The organism is Proteus mirabilis HI4320 (assembly GCF_000069965.1).
Taxonomy (GTDB): domain Bacteria; phylum Pseudomonadota; class Gammaproteobacteria; order Enterobacterales; family Enterobacteriaceae; genus Proteus; species Proteus mirabilis.
Genome location: NC_010554.1, coordinates 3379117 through 3395067, shown reverse-complemented (window position 1 = coordinate 3395067; position 15951 = coordinate 3379117). Strand labels below are relative to the sequence as shown.

General features: G+C 32.9%; 17 protein-coding genes. 13 read left to right on the top strand and 4 right to left on the bottom strand.

All coding sequences use genetic code 11. The features are described 5' to 3' along the window. Positions 1-257 precede the first annotated feature (257 nt). From PMI_RS15300 to PMI_RS15270, 7 genes are all read left to right on the top strand, one after another. Positions 258-914: a DUF1120 domain-containing protein gene (locus PMI_RS15300; protein WP_004246560.1), complete on the top strand. Its 657-nt coding sequence runs from the start codon at positions 258-260 to the stop codon at positions 912-914. A 413-nt stretch (positions 915-1327) separates the two neighbouring features. Next, positions 1328-1990, top strand: a complete 663-nt coding sequence (locus tag PMI_RS15295; RefSeq protein WP_004246561.1) for a DUF1120 domain-containing protein — start codon at positions 1328-1330, stop codon at positions 1988-1990. Positions 1991-2274: 284 nt separating this feature from the next. Further along, on the top strand, positions 2275-2913 hold the full coding sequence (locus PMI_RS15290) for a hypothetical protein (RefSeq protein ID WP_004249798.1): 639 nt from the start codon (positions 2275-2277) through the stop codon (positions 2911-2913). 36 nt (positions 2914-2949) lie between these two features. Next, on the top strand, positions 2950-3252 hold the full coding sequence (locus tag PMI_RS15285) for a hypothetical protein (RefSeq protein WP_223232002.1): 303 nt from the start codon (positions 2950-2952) through the stop codon (positions 3250-3252). Positions 3253-3425: 173 nt separating this feature from the next. Further along, positions 3426-5339: a fimbria/pilus outer membrane usher protein gene (locus tag PMI_RS15280; protein WP_004249799.1), complete on the top strand. Its 1914-nt coding sequence runs from the start codon at positions 3426-3428 to the stop codon at positions 5337-5339. A 21-nt stretch (positions 5340-5360) separates the two neighbouring features. After that, positions 5361-6035 (top strand): fimbria/pilus chaperone family protein, encoded by a 675-nt coding sequence (locus tag PMI_RS15275; protein ID WP_012368616.1) that lies wholly within the window; start codon positions 5361-5363, stop codon positions 6033-6035. 184 nt (positions 6036-6219) lie between these two features. Beyond that, the gene (locus PMI_RS15270; protein WP_004249975.1) at positions 6220-6669 is read left to right on the top strand and encodes a DUF411 domain-containing protein; all 450 of its coding nucleotides are present in this window, start codon (positions 6220-6222) and stop codon (positions 6667-6669) included. 94 nt (positions 6670-6763) lie between these two features. Here PMI_RS15270 and PMI_RS15265 read toward each other — a convergent pair whose 3' ends face one another. Both PMI_RS15265 and PMI_RS15260 read right to left on the bottom strand, forming a co-directional pair. Further along, positions 6764-8284: an MFS transporter gene (locus PMI_RS15265; protein WP_004246567.1), complete on the bottom strand. Its 1521-nt coding sequence runs from the start codon at positions 8282-8284 to the stop codon at positions 6764-6766. Next, complete coding sequence (locus PMI_RS15260; RefSeq protein ID WP_012368615.1) at positions 8277-9377, bottom strand: HlyD family secretion protein; 1101 nt, start codon at positions 9375-9377, stop codon at positions 8277-8279. Before PMI_RS15260 ends, PMI_RS15265 begins: the two co-directional genes overlap by 8 nt. Before the next feature lie 121 nt (positions 9378-9498). Here PMI_RS15260 and PMI_RS15255 point away from each other — a divergent pair, with 121 nt between their 5' ends. Next, entirely contained in the window at positions 9499-10137 is a 639-nt protein-coding gene (locus PMI_RS15255; protein WP_012368614.1) for a TetR/AcrR family transcriptional regulator C-terminal domain-containing protein, read from the top strand. 92 nt (positions 10138-10229) lie between these two features. Here PMI_RS15255 and PMI_RS15250 read toward each other — a convergent pair whose 3' ends face one another. Next, on the bottom strand, positions 10230-11636 hold the full coding sequence (locus PMI_RS15250; RefSeq protein ID WP_004246570.1) for a YfcC family protein: 1407 nt from the start codon (positions 11634-11636) through the stop codon (positions 10230-10232). Between the two features lie 9 nt (positions 11637-11645). Next, positions 11646-12779: a M20 family metallopeptidase gene (locus PMI_RS15245; protein ID WP_004246571.1), complete on the bottom strand. Its 1134-nt coding sequence runs from the start codon at positions 12777-12779 to the stop codon at positions 11646-11648. 874 nt (positions 12780-13653) lie between these two features. On the opposite strand from PMI_RS15245, the gene phnX reads away from it, so the two are divergent. From phnX to PMI_RS15225, 5 genes are all read left to right on the top strand, one after another. Continuing rightward, on the top strand, positions 13654-14466 hold the full coding sequence (gene phnX / locus PMI_RS15240; protein ID WP_012368613.1) for a phosphonoacetaldehyde hydrolase: 813 nt from the start codon (positions 13654-13656) through the stop codon (positions 14464-14466). A gap of 88 nt (positions 14467-14554) precedes the next feature. After that, positions 14555-14842: a DUF2645 family protein gene (locus PMI_RS15235; protein ID WP_012368612.1), complete on the top strand. Its 288-nt coding sequence runs from the start codon at positions 14555-14557 to the stop codon at positions 14840-14842. Positions 14843-15121: 279 nt separating this feature from the next. After that, positions 15122-15301, top strand: coding sequence for a DUF1240 domain-containing protein (locus PMI_RS19695; RefSeq protein ID WP_231098498.1), 180 nt, complete (start codon positions 15122-15124; stop codon positions 15299-15301). 65 nt (positions 15302-15366) lie between these two features. Further along, positions 15367-15492: a DUF2645 family protein gene (locus PMI_RS19325; protein WP_231098497.1), complete on the top strand. Its 126-nt coding sequence runs from the start codon at positions 15367-15369 to the stop codon at positions 15490-15492. A 27-nt stretch (positions 15493-15519) separates the two neighbouring features. Continuing rightward, positions 15520-15924, top strand: coding sequence for a DUF1240 domain-containing protein (locus PMI_RS15225; RefSeq protein ID WP_004249983.1), 405 nt, complete (start codon positions 15520-15522; stop codon positions 15922-15924). The last annotated feature ends 27 nt before the right edge of the window (positions 15925-15951 follow it).

The following is a 15951-nucleotide window of genomic DNA, read 5'->3' as shown; positions in this document are numbered from 1 at the left end:
ATTTAATGACTATCTTATTAAGATTAAAATATTTAATTCTTATCTTTTTTATGCATTTAAAGTTTATTTAATTATAAATACTATTTTTTATTTTTTATCAGCGTATAATTATTTGTAAGGTATTCTTATTAAGATAATAATATAAATAAGCAACTTAAAAACTTGAGAGCATTTTATTATTTTTGAAAAAATAAAGTGCATTAAAAAGGTATATATGTATCGAATTAAGATATATATATACTTCCACTGGAGGATGTATGTTTAAAAAAAGTTTATTAGCTGTTTCTTTACTTGCTCTAACAAGTAGTGTTGCCTTTGCTGCTACACCTACTGCTAAACTAAAAGTTATCGGTACTATTCAAGCCCCTACTTGTACAGTTAATGGGGAAACAAGTGAGACTACTGTTGAATATAAATTCGATGTTAGCCCAGGCCTTTTCCCAGCAAAAGGTAATCTAACATTAGAACCAATTTCACACAACATTACTGTTACTTGTGATGCTAGAACCTATTTAGCTTTTGTTCCTACAGATGATAGAGCAGGTTCAGAATTAGAAGCAAATGCGGCTAACTTTGGTTTAGGTACACACCACGAAACAAACAAAGAGGGTGAAGCTGTAGATACTAAAGTAGGTTTCTATGGTATTACCATGAAAAATGCGACAGTAAAACCAACTGCTGATGCAGAAGAAGCTAAAGTTTCTGTATTCTACAATGGTGCTGTAAACAGTTCTCAAAGTCTTCAAAAAGAAAAAGTGTTTGCGTGGGCTAAAAGCTCTAGCGATTTCTCTGCCGGTGAAGTATTTGCAGCTGATTTCGAAATCAAACCAACTATCAATAGTGAACTAAAAAATAGCGGAGGTGAACCTAAATTAGATGGTTTAGCAACTCTTGCTTTCCAATTTGGTATCTAATTTAATTAAATTAATCTAAATTAATTTAAAATAGAATGTAAGAAATTAAACTAATTTCTTACATTCTTATTTTCCACAAAAACAACCTTCTCGATAATATCAAAAAAAAACCATCAAGAAAAAAACCTATATTTTAGGTATAAAATATAGAAACTCCATCAAATAAAGAAAATCATTTTCTGATAAATTATATTATATTTAATCTTTTGTTAAATTATTAATGCGAAAAATTTAACCAAGGGTGTTAATATTTATATATACGAGTATAATATATAAATGCAATCTTATTTAGATGATTTTTATATACTTTGAGTCACTCTAAAAACTTGAGATTTTTATTATTTAAAATCAAACGATATGAGAGGTTATAAATAATCTTTTTAAGATAGTTTTATATCGCTCATGGAGGATATATGTTCAAAAAAAGCTTATTAGCTATTTCTTTACTTACTTTATCAAGTAGTATCGCTTTCGCTGCGACACCAACCGCTAAATTAAAAGTAAGTGGGGATATCCAACCACCAACTTGTACCATCAATGGCGAAACAAGTGAAACTACTGTTGAATATACTTTTGCTGTAACTCCTGGCCTTTTCCCTGCAAAAGGTGATTTAACATTAGAGCCTCAATCAAAAAATATTGTCGTAACTTGTGATGCAAAAACTTATCTAGCTTTTACTCCTACTGATAATAGAGCTGGGACAGAAAAAAAAGAAGGTGATTCTTATTTTGGTTTAGGCAGTTATAAGATGGCAGTCGATGGAAAAGAGGCTGTTGATACTAAAGTAGGTTACTACACAGTTTCAATGAAAAATGCCACAGTAAAAGAAGATTTGACTAGTGAAGAAAAGAAAGTCTATGTAATGGATTCTAGATATGGCAGATCTACTTCTAAGACACTAGTAAAAAATGATTCATTAGGTTGGGCTCGTAGTAATGCTAATGATTATGCTGACGGTCAAGTATTTGCGGCAGATTTTGAAGTCACACCAACCATCAATAGCGCACTAAAAAATAGTGATGGTGATGCTAAGTTAGATGGTTTAGCCACATTAACATTCCAATTCGGAATTTAATTAAAAAAAACGTAAGAAATCATTTGGGTTTCTTACGTTTTTATTTAAATATTTTTATAAATTATCAGATATAGAAAGTCTTTTATTAATTATCTTATATAGACTATATATTTTAGAGTAGCCGATTTGATATAGAATATAAAAACCCATTTTAAAATCACCAATTAAATTACAAGACTGTTTTTTATTTTCTATAAGCGTATAATTAATTAAAAATTATTATAAAGGTCGAATTAGTTAAATACATCAGAAAAAGAAACTACACTAGCTGGCTTTAGGTTATTATGAATATTATAAAATCTTTTTATTTTACCTTACCATTTTTAAGTATTTCATTAGTATCAACATCTGCTTTTGCAGATATTTATAACGATCTAGCACCATCATTTAATGATGATTGTTTTGTGTCACAAAAAGATATAACCATAGAGTATCATAATCTTAAAGCTTATATGTTTAAATCTAATGAAAATAATAAGTTAGATGATCGTTATACATTAATAAATATAAGCTGTCCTTCACCTGTTTCACCTGTACTATTTTCAATAAAAGCAGATGAAAAAATGGGAACAACCACAGATAATGATCAAACTCATTTTGGCCTTGGCACTATAAATACAACAGGTAAGATTGGTTTTTTTCAGGTATCTGTTGAAAAAGCCACAGTAGATGGTATTGATGTTAATATTTATGAAACAGATAACGAAAATAATATTGGAATAATAAAAACAAGCCCACAATTAAAAATAGGCACTCTAAACGGATTTAGTCAAGATGGTGTAACACCTTCGAAAGGGAATAACTATCAATTAAAGTTAAAAATTTCACCAACAATTTATAGTTTAAAAGAAACAAATGGCCCTCTTGTCGATGGTGGAGAACTTTCAGGCTCTCTATTATTCGATTTTTCATTTGGATCTTAAAATTTAAAAACGCGACGTTTTACTATGGGGTTCATTATGCATTTTCGATATCGTAAAATGATATTTTTATTATTAGCTTATCTAATTAACAATAATTTAGCATTAGCTGATAATAAAAATATCGAGTTTGATATTGACTCACTTAAATCTCTTGGTTATGGCAGTGAAATCGCTGATTATTTTAAAGAAGGAAGTCATTTTCTTCCTGGTTATCATGATGTAACAATTATAGTAAATAGTAGCCTTAACTATTCTGATAATATTCTTATTAATGAATCAGGTAATCTTTGCTTAAATAATCAATTAATAGATAAGCTGAAATTAAAAAAAAAGAGATAAATTCAGATTGTGCTGATTTTTTAGAGATATATCCTAAATCAGATATTACCTATCACCCAAATAACAACTCTATTGATATCACTATTAATGATGATTACTTCGATCAAAGTGCCTATGGTAATGAATTAACCTATGGTGGCTTAGGGGTATTCAACAACTATAGAATCTATGGTATGAAGTTAAATGGCTCTAATAATAGGAATTTTTATCAAGGTGATTTTAAAACAGGTATAAATTTTTATAATTGGATTTTACGTAATAACAGTAGCTTTTCTTCAGGTGATGGGAAAACTTACTATAGATTTAATGAAACAACGCTTTCACGTACAATAGAACGCATCAAAGCCATTTTACAATTAGGCCAAATTACATCTAATAGTGAGTTATTAGATAGTGCTGATGTGAATGGTTTTCAATTATATTCAGATAGTAGCTATCAAAACAGTAAGTTGACAGTTCCTATTACTGGGATGTCTGAAAAACCGGCTACCGTTGAAGTCACACAAAATAATCGATTGTTATATAGAACGATAATACCTGCAGGCCCTTTCCAATTAAATAACATTAGTGGTGTATCATCAAGTCAACCATTACATGTCAAAGTTATTCAAGATGATGGTACTATTCAAGAATTTGATGTTATTACATCAAATAAAGACTTAAAAAATCCACAGAGTAGTACCAGCTTTAACTTTTTTATGGGGAAATATAGAAAAAACTCAAGTGATGAACGCATACATACTCCTTTTATTACCGGTTTTGAAGGTGGCATTAATTATTTAAATCATAATTTTCTAGGGGGTATGGAAATATCATCAAAATATAAGTCCATTGTAGGTAGCGTAAATAGCGTTTTTGGTGAACATCGTCCTTTATCTACTGGCTTTGGTATTAAATATGCATCTTCTTCTAATAAAGGTGATGGCTTCCAAGCAAATGCTAATTTAAGTTTACCTGTATCAGTATTCTCACTAGGCTTATCAACAATATATCGTTCACGTAACTATTCGACACTCTATGAATCTCTACAAATAGATAATATAGAAGACCCATTAGATGATAATCTTGCTAATAATCAGACAAAAACATCAAGCTCATTATCTCTAAGCTTAGGAAATCAACGTTATGGATCACTGAGTTATAGCCTTAGCTATAGCCAATATTATGGTGATAAAAAAGACAATTATTCAAATACCATTTCTTATGGAAAAAGATTTCCATTTATGTCTTTTAATATTAGCTATCAAAAAAGTAGTAATTTTGAAGATCGTACATTTGTAAACATCAACGTACCTATTAATAATTCATCATCATTTAGTACTCAATACCAACATTATAAAACATCATCTTTAACAACAAATTATAGTAATTATCATAATGATTTATTTAGATATTCTATCGGGGCAACTGCTGATAAAGACAGTAAAGATAAGAATATTAGCGGTAATATCAATGCAACAACCGCTTACAGCCAAATTAGTGCGACAGGCTCCTTTAGTAATAGTAATCAAAAATCGGCGATGCTGACAGCATCTGGTGCTATTGCTTATAGTGATGGATTATTTGCTACTTCTCCTGTGGAGTTAGGAGATACTTTCGGTATTTTACGTGTTCCAGGACAATCTGGTATTTTAGTTAACTCTATGGGTGGTGGTACGACAATAACTAATCACTTTGGTACCGCCGTTATTCCTAACTTACCTGTAAATAAAAAAACAACTGTTCTATTAAATACTAAAAATTTACCACTCAATGTTATGTTAGGCACAACATCCTTTGATATTGCATTGGCAAAAGGTACTGTTTTTTCTCGTGAGATCCCTGTCAATACAATGAAGCAAGTTTTATTAGAAATAAAAAAACCAGATGGTAAACCTGTTAATACAGCAAATAGTGTTATTGATGATAAGGGAAATCTAATAGGTGTTATTATGGGGGACGGTAATGTTATAATAAGTAATGAGCAAATCGGTAAGCCACTAAAAGTAAAATCAGATAATGGTGACATCTGTTCTGTTGATTATTCAGTTCCAGAAGAATTTAATCCAGACTTTTTATATGAAAAAGTTGATGCAATTTGTAAGTAATACAAAGAGGATAGTCTAATTATGAAAATACTAAAAGGAATGATTTTTCTCATTCTATTAATAAGTCATTTTTCTCATGCTAGTTTTCAATTGGAAACCATGACTGTTATTTTAGATTCAGAAGAGCCAAGAAAGATTTTTAATGTTAAAAATACGGGTAGTGAACCTATTTTATTATCAACAAAAGTCAGCGATTTAGATAAACAACACGAAATAGCAAAAAATATTATTATAACTCCACCTATTACAAGAATAGAGCCAGATCAAAGTCAGAATATTAATTTTATTTTAAAAGACGGTATTGAATTTGATGATGAACAAATTTTAAAAGCCTCTTTCCAAGGTATTGGTGTTGCAAAGGTCAATTCAACAAAAATGCCTATCAGACAAGATATTGCGATGTTAATTATTCCAAAAGGGTTAACCATAGAGCGTGAACCTTGGAAAAATCTAGAAGTAAAACAAGTCAATAATCAATTAATATTAAAGAATAATGGTAAACAAGTTATTCGTATGGCTCCCGCTTTTAGCTCTTTACCAAGCAATAACGGTTATAGTATTGGTCAATTTTATATTCGTCCTCAAGAAGAAATTAAAGTTGATGTAAAAGAAAAGTTAACAGAAATACAAATATCACCTTTAAGTCGTTATGGATTTAAATTAGCAGGTGATATTAAAATGAAAGTTAATAATTAAAATAATTAATATATAAAGCCTTGATATGTTATATCAAGGCTTTTTTATTTATGTAGACATTTATATTATTAACCCTACATATTTATTTTTACAAAAATCTACACGCTTATACTTTATTTGAATTGACCTTCCTGTAGGGGGAAAGATTATTGTTCTCTGTATTCGTATCTATAAGGAATACATGATGAAAAAATTACTTTTTCCCTCTCTCTTAGTATTGTCAACGGTTAGTGGTACTGTACAAGCGGCAAATCATGCTGTAGTTGAAGTTTATAAAACCGAAAATTGTGGTTGCTGTAATTTGTGGGCTGATGGTGTAAAAGAAGCGGGCTTTGATGTTAATGTCAATATTGTCTCTGAAACAGAATTAATGCAAAAATATCAGCAAGCAGCAGTCCCTGATAATTTATTAAGCTGTCACTATGCAACATACCAAGGCAAAGACTTAGTCGGACATATTCCTATCGATAGCTTAAAAAATATAGACTTAATGGATAAAAAGCAAACAGGCATTGCTGTTGCAGGTATGCCAGCGGGTAGCTTAGGTATGTATGCAGGGGACTATAAAGAACCTTATCAAGTCATTGCTTTTGATAAAGCAGGTAATCAATCACTATTTAAATCATACAATTAATTTTTACACTCATCATATTGATGTAACAAGAATATTTCTCTCCTATTATATTATTCTTATTTTATTTTCTGCCTGTACTAAAACAGGCAGTTTTTTATTTTACTAGCCTTGGGACTACCGGATTTTCTGGTGACGATTTTAAAAATGACATACAAAGAGCACCTAAAATAACCAAGAGCATAATCAAATCAAAACCATCAATAAAAGAGGCAACATGTGCTTCTCTTATTACTAATGCCATCGTTGTTTGATAATGTTCAGCAATATTCCCTGCTAATTTTTGCTCACCAGTTTGTATGTATCCTCTTAACAAATCATAATGAGTATCATATGAGATCCTCAAATAAGTATTGATAATAGCTCCTGCAAGGGCTGGCATTAATACTCTCGCTATCGAAATATATGCCCCTAAATGTAACGCTTCTTGTGGCTTGATATTAGTAACAAATGAGGCAATTAATCCGATAAGTAGCAAACATTCCCCCATTGCTTGCATAGATATGACAATAAAGAAATCATTAGCTCGCCACTGATAATCAATTTGATGACCGATTAAACATGCTCCTCCAATAATCATAATACCTATTAACATCATTAATCGTGGCTCTAAACGCCGTGCAAGAAAAATAGCTATTGGACTACATAATAGATAGATAAAGAAGGCAAGATTGGTAACTTGACCTATTTGTAGTGGTTTCAACCCACCAACAACACTCAAAAATGAAGGTATAAATAACGAATTAGGTAACATCAAAAAGCCATATAAACAGGCAATAATAAAGCAGAGCCGTAAATTACTATCTTTGATCCAATTTAAGTGGCCAAAGCTTTGTTTATAAATATAAGCTCTAATAATAAATGTCCCCATCAGTATAGCGCTACCGATTAAGCAAGACACGACCAGCCCAGAATCCCACCAACCTAACAATTCACCTTGAACGACACCAATATATAATAGCGTTAATCCTAAGCATTTAAGCGCCATTCCTCCCCAATCACTTTGAGCGAGCAATGATTTATTAATAGGTGAGAGTGGCATTCCCCACCAGGTAAAAAATAGGATGACTAAGGTGAAAATAGCGGATAACCAATAAATCCAACGCCAATTCAATATGTCAACAAATTCTCCTGAGATCCCCACTCCCGCATCCATTCCTACAGAAACACGTAAGCTATAAGCCGCCATAACGATTAGCCAAACACTGGGATTTAAACTTTTTAAGGCTAATGAAATCGTCATCGGCAAATAGACTCCGATACAAAATCCAATCATAAAATGAGCAATAAAAAGTCCGCCAAAACCAATCTGTTGTCCTATTATGGGAACCGCTAATCCACAACAAAAAAGGATAAAACTCGCACTGATTAATATTTTTTCTGCGCCATAAACCACCATAAACCAAGGTACAAGAGTCATACTGATCAATTGAGCTATATTAAGAGCCACATTCAACCAAGATCCTTGGGCAACATCTAAACCAAACACGCCTCTTAAATCCGCTAACGAGATAGAAAACATACGTACAAAGAGTGTTGATAAAATAGCCCCGGTAAAAACAGCCATAACAACAAAAATAGGACGATGATTTTGTGCTGCTGATAATAATTTAATCACTGCGCTCCCCCTCCTCTATAGGAAGGCTATCTGTGTCAATTTTCACTTGCACAGACATACCCGCTCTTAATTTAGCTAAGTGTCGGTTATCACTATTGAGCGTGATATAAACCGGAATACGTTGTACTACTTTAGTAAAATTACCACTGGCATTATCAGCAGGAATAAGTGCTGATTCACCACTACTTTGTGCGCCGATATATCTCACTTTTCCTGAAAAAACATCGGTAGGAAAAGCATCAACTTTGATAGCAACAGATTGTTCTGGCTGTACTTTTTTTATTTGTGTCTCTTTTAAATTGGCAATAATGTATACATCGTTAATCGGTGTTAAAGTCACAATTTCGCTACCCGCAGTCACAAGGCTACCGATATTGACTTTTATTTTATTTAATTGCGCATCGAAAGGAGCCTTAATAGTCGCGTATGAAAGCTCCGTTTCAGCCTGCTGATACTGTGTTTGAGCGATATCTTTTTGTGCCAGACGTATTTTTTCTTGAGATTTTAGTAATACCAGTGCTTGTTTAGCCTGATCCCACTCATTTTTCGCAGCACTTTGTAATTTCATTAAACGTTGCAAATCAGATTGAGCATCTAAATAATTTTGTTGTGTGATAGCCCCACTATTAATTAAATCTTTACGCAACATTGGACTGCGCTTAGCTTGGGTAACATCAATAACTGATGCTTGATAACGATTAGCTAATTTCTCAATATTTAATTGATATTCTTTAATTTCTTCAGTGAGATTATCTAAAGCTAATTGGGCTTTTTGATACTCTGCTAATGCCGCTTGCCGATTTAATATTTGTTCTTTCTTATTAATTTCAGCAATGACCTCACCACGTTTTACTACTTGGTAATCCTCTTTATTAATCTGAGAAATAAACCCAGTCATTCGTGATTTCAATATCGTTGAGTCCGCTTTTATGTAAGCGTTATCTGTTGTTTGATAACGAGCATCACTCCACCAGCGATCCCAATCTGCAGTCGCTATACCAATAAACGCAACAACACATATCACAGTGATCCAAGGTGTATAAACCATCACTAACTGCATGATTTTTTCTTTTTTTGATTGAATATTTTCCATCTTTCTACTCCTAAGCGAAGCTTAGTGATATTTAACTTTCGCTTTAATCTAACATTGTTAGGTTTGATAATTATGTTAAACTAACGTTGTTAGATAGAAAAGAGGAAAATGAGAATTATTTATGAAAAGCCCTAAAATTGATCGATTAAATGTGTTAGATACGGCGCTTTCTTTGCTGGAAAAAGAAGGGATTGAAGGCTTAACAATGCGAAAACTGGCAGATGCATTACATATAAAAGCCGCCTCTCTCTACTGGCATTTTGATAATAAACAAACGCTTATTGAGGGAATGGCAGATCGTATAGTCAGTGAAGTCGCTGTTGATTTTCACTATAGCCAAGATTGGAAAGCTGATCTAAAACGTCTAGCAACAGAACTAAGAGAAGCTTTTTTACAACATCGTGATGGTGCTAGAGTTTTTGCCGGAACCTATGTGATTTCTGAGAATGTGTTACGTATAAACAATACGCTTATTACTTTAATTATGCAGTCTGGTGCATCTGCTGAGTTAGCAAGCAATATGTCGATGACCTTACTCTATTTTATTTTAGGGTGTTGCATTGAACAGCAAGCTATCACGCTTATTGATAGTGAAATTTTAATGCAAAAACGACTCGCTTTTGAACAAATTGTACGTGATAAATACCCTCAAACTTGGCAAGTAAGAGAAATTCTTTTTGCTGATGATTTTGCTATGCGTTTTAATTTTGGCTTAGAGCAACTAGTCACAGGGTTTGAACACCAACTGAAGACACCATGAGGTTGGTTTAAAAAGGCCGTTTGTAACTAAACAAACGGCACTTTATTTATACTTAATAACCTATTTATCGTTAATAATCCGTTAGTACAAAGCTACACTGGTCCATAACTTATTGCGGTAGCAATACCAATTGCAGCCATACCTATCACGACCCAAATCATTAAAATAGGGAATACAAATTTAACCCAACGCGTCCACGGCACTTTACCTACCGCCAGTACCGCCATAAGTACACCTGATGTTGGGGTAATAATATTGGTAAAGCCATCACCGAGTTTTAAAATAAGGACACCGGTTTGACGTGTAAGATCAAGAATATCGAGAATAGGCACCATAATAGGCATAACAATCGATGCTTGTCCCGTTCCTGATGTGACTAGCAAGTTAAACAGTAAATTAAAGAAATAAAGTAATTGAGCGCCCCAAAAGTGAGAGGTTTGCTGTAATGGCACTAATGTGGCTTGTACAATAGAATCAAGCACTCGTCCTTCATCTAAAATAACAATAACCGCTCTGGCGATCCCCACCACCAATGCCCCATACACTAAAGATTGAGCACCTTTCATAAAGGTTTTGATATAGTCATTAGGGGCAATTTTAAACATAGCCGCCACAACAATGCTCATCATAATAAAAATGGCTGATAGATGTTCAATCCCCCATTTATATTCAAAAGCGCCATATAAAAACAATCCAATAAACGCTATAAATACCACCAAACTCAATTTTTGCCTCAATGAGAAGGTGCTATCTAATGATTGAGTGTGTGGCTGTTCATAATCAGGATCATCTTTAGCTATTCCATACATATAACTGGTCGTTGGATCATTCGCAATACGTCTGGCATACCAGACAATATAAGCAATAGTGACAACAATTAAGATAGCGAATAATACAACTCGAAAAATAACACCAGAAAAAAGAGGAACTTCAGCTAATGTTTGTGCAGTACCTAAAATAGTTGGATCTAATACACCAACCGCATTACCTGCATAATAGCCTAAATAAACAACTGCAACCCCCGTAATAGCATCAAGTTTCATTGAGCGCGAAAGGGCTATTCCTATAGGGATAAACGCAATAACGGCATTGGCCGCAAGCCCAAGGGATGACAACATACCAAAAATAAAAGCAACCGTAATAATAAGAGCTTGATAATTACCTTTGGTTTTAACAATAAGCGCATTAATACCTGAATCAATAGCACGGGTGCGATCATAAATGGCAATCGCGCCACCAATCATAAAGATCAAGAAAATAATACTGGCAGATTGTTTTAACCCTACAGGGATTGCATAAAACACATCCATCAATGAAGCTGGATTTTGTGCAACATAATTAAAGCTATTAGGGACAACGCGGTTTAATCCATTAACGGTTTCCCGCTGATAACTTCCCGCGGGGATCAAATAGGTGGCGATGGCCGCTAAAATAACGATACCAAAAATAATAATAAAGGCATCAGGCATAGCCCATTTTATTTTTTTACTCTTTTCCATACATTCACCTTATTGAGACAGACGCTTAATAACATTTGCAAATAGCACTGTCCTTTCGGTCAATGACGGTAAATCGAGATATTCTTTATCACTATGTTGATAGCCACCAATAGGGCCTAAACCATCAACACTTGGCGTACCGACACCGGCAGTAAATGAGGCATCAGATCCTCCCCCGGTTGAAATATCTTCAATAGCTAAGCCAATTAAATCCGCTTGCTGTTTAATGATTTCTATTAAATTGGCACTTTCAGGTGTTTTCACCATTGGAGGGCGATTAATGCCACCTTTTAGCGTTAATTTAACCCCCGCTAACACAGGTTGACTACAAACTTCTCTGACTTGCTTATCAATTTCAATCCCCTGCTCATCCGTTGAAATACGCACATCGATTTCAGCTCGTGCATGGGGTGCAACCGTATTGACAGATGTACCACCAGAAATCAGTCCGACATTAACGGAAAGACCTTCATCATGGCGAGAAAGCGCATGTAGGGCCTGAATTTTGTATGAAAGCTCTTGAATAGCACTAATTCCTGCTTCTGGTGCAATACCTGAGTGAGATGCTTTACCTTCAATCAACAACTCATAAGTTCCAACACCTCGACGAGCGCTAACAATGGCACCATTCGCACGAGCAGGCTCCATAATTAATGCATAAGCTTTATTTTTTGCATATTTTTCAATTAAATGACGCGATGTTTTTGACCCTATTTCTTCATCACAGTTAAGTAATATTTCAACATTTTGATAAGAGAGATCGCCACTTTGTTTGAGTGCATTAATCGCATAGTAAGTTAAAACATGGCTGGCTTTCATATCAATAACACCGGGGCCATAGGCACGGGAGCCATCGATACTAAATGGGCGCTCTGCTACTGTTCCTTTAGGAAATACAGTATCTAAATGTGCAGCAATAAAAATTTGTGGGTTTGTGGCATCTTTATGAACTAAACGGTAGTTATTCCCTAGTTGTTCATTTTCAAATACTTCAACAACAAAACCTAATTTTTGGTAGCGTTGAATTAAAAGATCAGCGACTGTATCAACCCCTTGTTTATCATAAGAGCCGCTATCGATATTCACTAACTCCTTTAGAAAATCAACCATTTCATCATATTGTGAATTAATTGTGTGTTGCATTTTATTTACCTCTTGTAATTATAATTTGTCTTTTTTAGCTAGATATTTAAATCAAGATGGCCTTTATCAACTGCAATAAAATGCTTGATAAAAAGCATTAGCCTTAAAATAAAATGTGGATTTATTTATCAATAACATCACGTTAAACTTTACATATATTTAATATGATTGCATCTATTTTTTAAAACCATAATAACAATTAATTAAATAGAATAAGATCTGCTAGAAATCACATGATAGAAATAGATAAAATAATCTAAAGCTAATAAGAACATTGAAAAATAGAAAAGAGGTTTAAGATAAAATACTTTTTACTATTTTATCTTGTTTTTAGAGAGCATTATTTTAAATAGATTTATTTTATTTTTTGATAAAACCTAAAAAAACAAAATAAAACCAAATTATTTTTTATCAAACAAACAATAAAACCAATAAAATAATTTTTTAACACACTGGATTAAGAAAAATCGCTCTATTATTAAAATAAAAACATTTATTTTCAATTTTATTTGATGAAAGAACAATACAATAAAATTCGGTAATAAATTTATCATACAATATAAAATATGTATGATAATAAAAGGTATTTTATCTTATCTAATAAAATTTATTGATTAATAAATAAAATCACTCTTTTTTTTATGCGTTAAATGATGATCTTAAAATCGTGTTTTATATTAGTTTTATTTACTTTTTTTAGTATCTAATGTTGAGAGCCAAACTACTTTTGCGGTGATATTTATTGTGATGACATACCTATGTCATAAATCCCCCTTAAAATTGACATCACAATAACCCATTTTTTTAATGGTAGGATGTTCTACATTCTCCCCATTCGCCGTTAATAATGATTTCACATAGTAGGTCTAAACATATGAATAAATCGGTTGAAGCAGTAATTTTAGATTGGGCTGGTACAGTAGTCGATTTTGGCTCTTTCGCCCCCACACAAATTTTTGTCGATGCCTTTGCTCAAGCCTTTAACTTTAAAATAAGTTTATCAGAAGCACGAGGGCCGATGGGGATGGGTAAAATCGATCATATTCGTGCTTTACTTAACGAGCCTAATATTCGTACTCGCTGGACAGCCCAATTTGGTCACCCACCAAGTGAAGAAGAGGCACAGCATATTTATCGCACCTTTATGCCGTTACAAATTGCACAAGTGGTACATTTTGCTAAACCGATTGAGGGAGCACTTGAGGCTATCTCGACCATAAGAGCACAAGGAATTAAAATCGGCTCTTGCTCAGGTTATCCTAAAGCCGTAATGGATGTATTAGTACCGAAAGCCGCTGAATATGGTTATCAGCCTGATTGCGTGGTTGCTAGTGATGAAATTGCCGCCGGCTCTCGCCCAGGCCCTTGGATGGCGTTAAAGAATGTGATTGAACTGGGTGTAATGAGTGTAGCACACTGTGTTAAAGTCGATGATGCAGTAACAGGTATTGCCGAAGGGTTAAATGCCGGTATGTGGACTGTCGGGTTATCTGTTTCAGGCAATGAGTTTGGTGCCACCTTTGAACAATATCAAACAATGGAACAGGCAGAAATAGAAAACCGTAAGCGCATTGCTGAAAATAAACTACGTACCGCTGGTGCTCATTATATTATTGATACCCTTGCCAATTTACCTGCGGTGATAGAAGATATTAATCAGAGGATCGCTAATAATCAAAAGCCGTAACTATTATCCAATACCAACGCCCAATAAAGCAGTAATGGGCGTAATTGGTCAATAGAGAATATAAAGATATATCTAGGTATTCTTTAATATGAAAATAATACTTCGCACTTTTATATTTCTATATTTTATTTTTTTATTAATATTGATTAATATTCTTTCCATATCTGACTATGAATGGATGATTGGTGAAGGTGATATTGATAATCTTTGTCAACTGCCACTCAATGGTAGATATGTTATTGAGCCTATATTGATATTAATACCTTGTATTTTATTACTTTTTTTAGAAAAAAATAAAAAGCTAAGATGGGGTTATGTTACAATCACTGTTATGTATATCATATGGTCATTTTATTTACGTTTTAATTTCTTCTGAAAACTGACCTTCCCTATCCCCCAACGCCATCTTTCTCAATGGGAGAAATTTAGTTTTGATAAAAATAGAACCAGTAAAATTGATATTATCTTCTATTGCAATTCTATTTATAGCCATTTTTTCAATTTATATATCAACAAGTTACTACATAACCTATTTTCTAATGGAAGATAGGATCTTATTCTCATTTCAAACAGGGCTCTTAGTTTTTGCAACGCCTCTAATACTTTATTTCTCATATTATAGTTTTATTTTAGGATACCAAAAAAGTTACAAAGAATGAATAATAAAGTAGCTGGTATATGCGCAGGAATAGCAATAATTGGTATCGTTTTTAGCTTTTTCTTTTCAATTTATGTCGGTCTCGATTTAACCTCTAAAGGCTATTATCGTTGTTATAAATCATCTGCTTTTGCACCAAATGAATATGTTATTGCAAAAGAGATGTGTAAAAAATAGACATCTCTTAAATCTGATAATGTGTACTAATAGTTTTCATTGTCAGATATGCTACTGAGCCTATATTGATATTAATACCTTGTATTACATTACTTTTTTTAGAAAAAAATAAAAAGCTAAGATGGGGTTATGTTACAATCACTATTATATATATCATATGGTCATTTTATTTACGTTTTAATTTTTGCTAAAAACTGAAAAGTAGGGAAACTTTAGTCATGGTTAAAATAAACTCTCTAAAAATGTATTTAATTGCAATATTCCTTTTTTCTTTAGCTTTGTTTTGTTTCTATGACTCCATAATCTACTACAAAAACTATTTTATGATGAAAGATAGAATTCTATTCTCATTTCAAACAGGGTTGTTTTTTTTTGCAGCCCCTTTGATTATCTATTTTTCTTATCTAATTTTTATTTGTGGATACACAAAAAAAACACAAAAAATGAATAATAAAGTAGCGGGTATATGCACAGGAATAGCAATAGTTGGTATCGTTTTTAGCTTTTTCTTTTCAATTTATGTCGCTCTCGATTTAACCTCTAAAGGCTATTTTAGTTGTTATAAATCATCTGCTTTTGCACCAAATGAATATGTTATTGCAAAAGAGATGTGTAAAAAATAGACATCTCTTTTTTATTCTCTCTTCGTA

What these genes read in the sequence shown, in the direction of transcription:
- PMI_RS15300 (WP_004246560.1), top strand. Translation starts at nt 258, where the DNA reads ATGTTTAAAAAAAGTTTATTAGCTGTTTCTTTACTTGCTCTAACAAGT.
- PMI_RS15295 (WP_004246561.1), top strand. Translation starts at nt 1,328, where the DNA reads ATGTTCAAAAAAAGCTTATTAGCTATTTCTTTACTTACTTTATCAAGT.
- PMI_RS15290 (WP_004249798.1), top strand. Translation starts at nt 2,275, where the DNA reads ATGAATATTATAAAATCTTTTTATTTTACCTTACCATTTTTAAGTATT.
- PMI_RS15285 (WP_223232002.1), top strand. Translation starts at nt 2,950, where the DNA reads ATGCATTTTCGATATCGTAAAATGATATTTTTATTATTAGCTTATCTA.
- PMI_RS15280 (WP_004249799.1), top strand. Translation starts at nt 3,426, where the DNA reads ATGAAGTTAAATGGCTCTAATAATAGGAATTTTTATCAAGGTGATTTT.
- PMI_RS15275 (WP_012368616.1), top strand. Translation starts at nt 5,361, where the DNA reads ATGAAAATACTAAAAGGAATGATTTTTCTCATTCTATTAATAAGTCAT.
- PMI_RS15270 (WP_004249975.1), top strand. Translation starts at nt 6,220, where the DNA reads ATGAAAAAATTACTTTTTCCCTCTCTCTTAGTATTGTCAACGGTTAGT.
- PMI_RS15260 (WP_012368615.1), bottom strand. Translation starts at nt 9,377, where the DNA reads ATGGAAAATATTCAATCAAAAAAAGAAAAAATCATGCAGTTAGTGATG.
- PMI_RS15255 (WP_012368614.1), top strand. Translation starts at nt 9,499, where the DNA reads ATGAAAAGCCCTAAAATTGATCGATTAAATGTGTTAGATACGGCGCTT.
- PMI_RS15250 (WP_004246570.1), bottom strand. Translation starts at nt 11,636, where the DNA reads ATGGAAAAGAGTAAAAAAATAAAATGGGCTATGCCTGATGCCTTTATT.
- PMI_RS15245 (WP_004246571.1), bottom strand. Translation starts at nt 12,779, where the DNA reads ATGCAACACACAATTAATTCACAATATGATGAAATGGTTGATTTTCTA.
- phnX (WP_012368613.1), top strand. Translation starts at nt 13,654, where the DNA reads ATGAATAAATCGGTTGAAGCAGTAATTTTAGATTGGGCTGGTACAGTA.
- PMI_RS15235 (WP_012368612.1), top strand. Translation starts at nt 14,555, where the DNA reads ATGAAAATAATACTTCGCACTTTTATATTTCTATATTTTATTTTTTTA.
- PMI_RS19695 (WP_231098498.1), top strand. Translation starts at nt 15,122, where the DNA reads ATGAATAATAAAGTAGCTGGTATATGCGCAGGAATAGCAATAATTGGT.
- PMI_RS15225 (WP_004249983.1), top strand. Translation starts at nt 15,520, where the DNA reads ATGGTTAAAATAAACTCTCTAAAAATGTATTTAATTGCAATATTCCTT.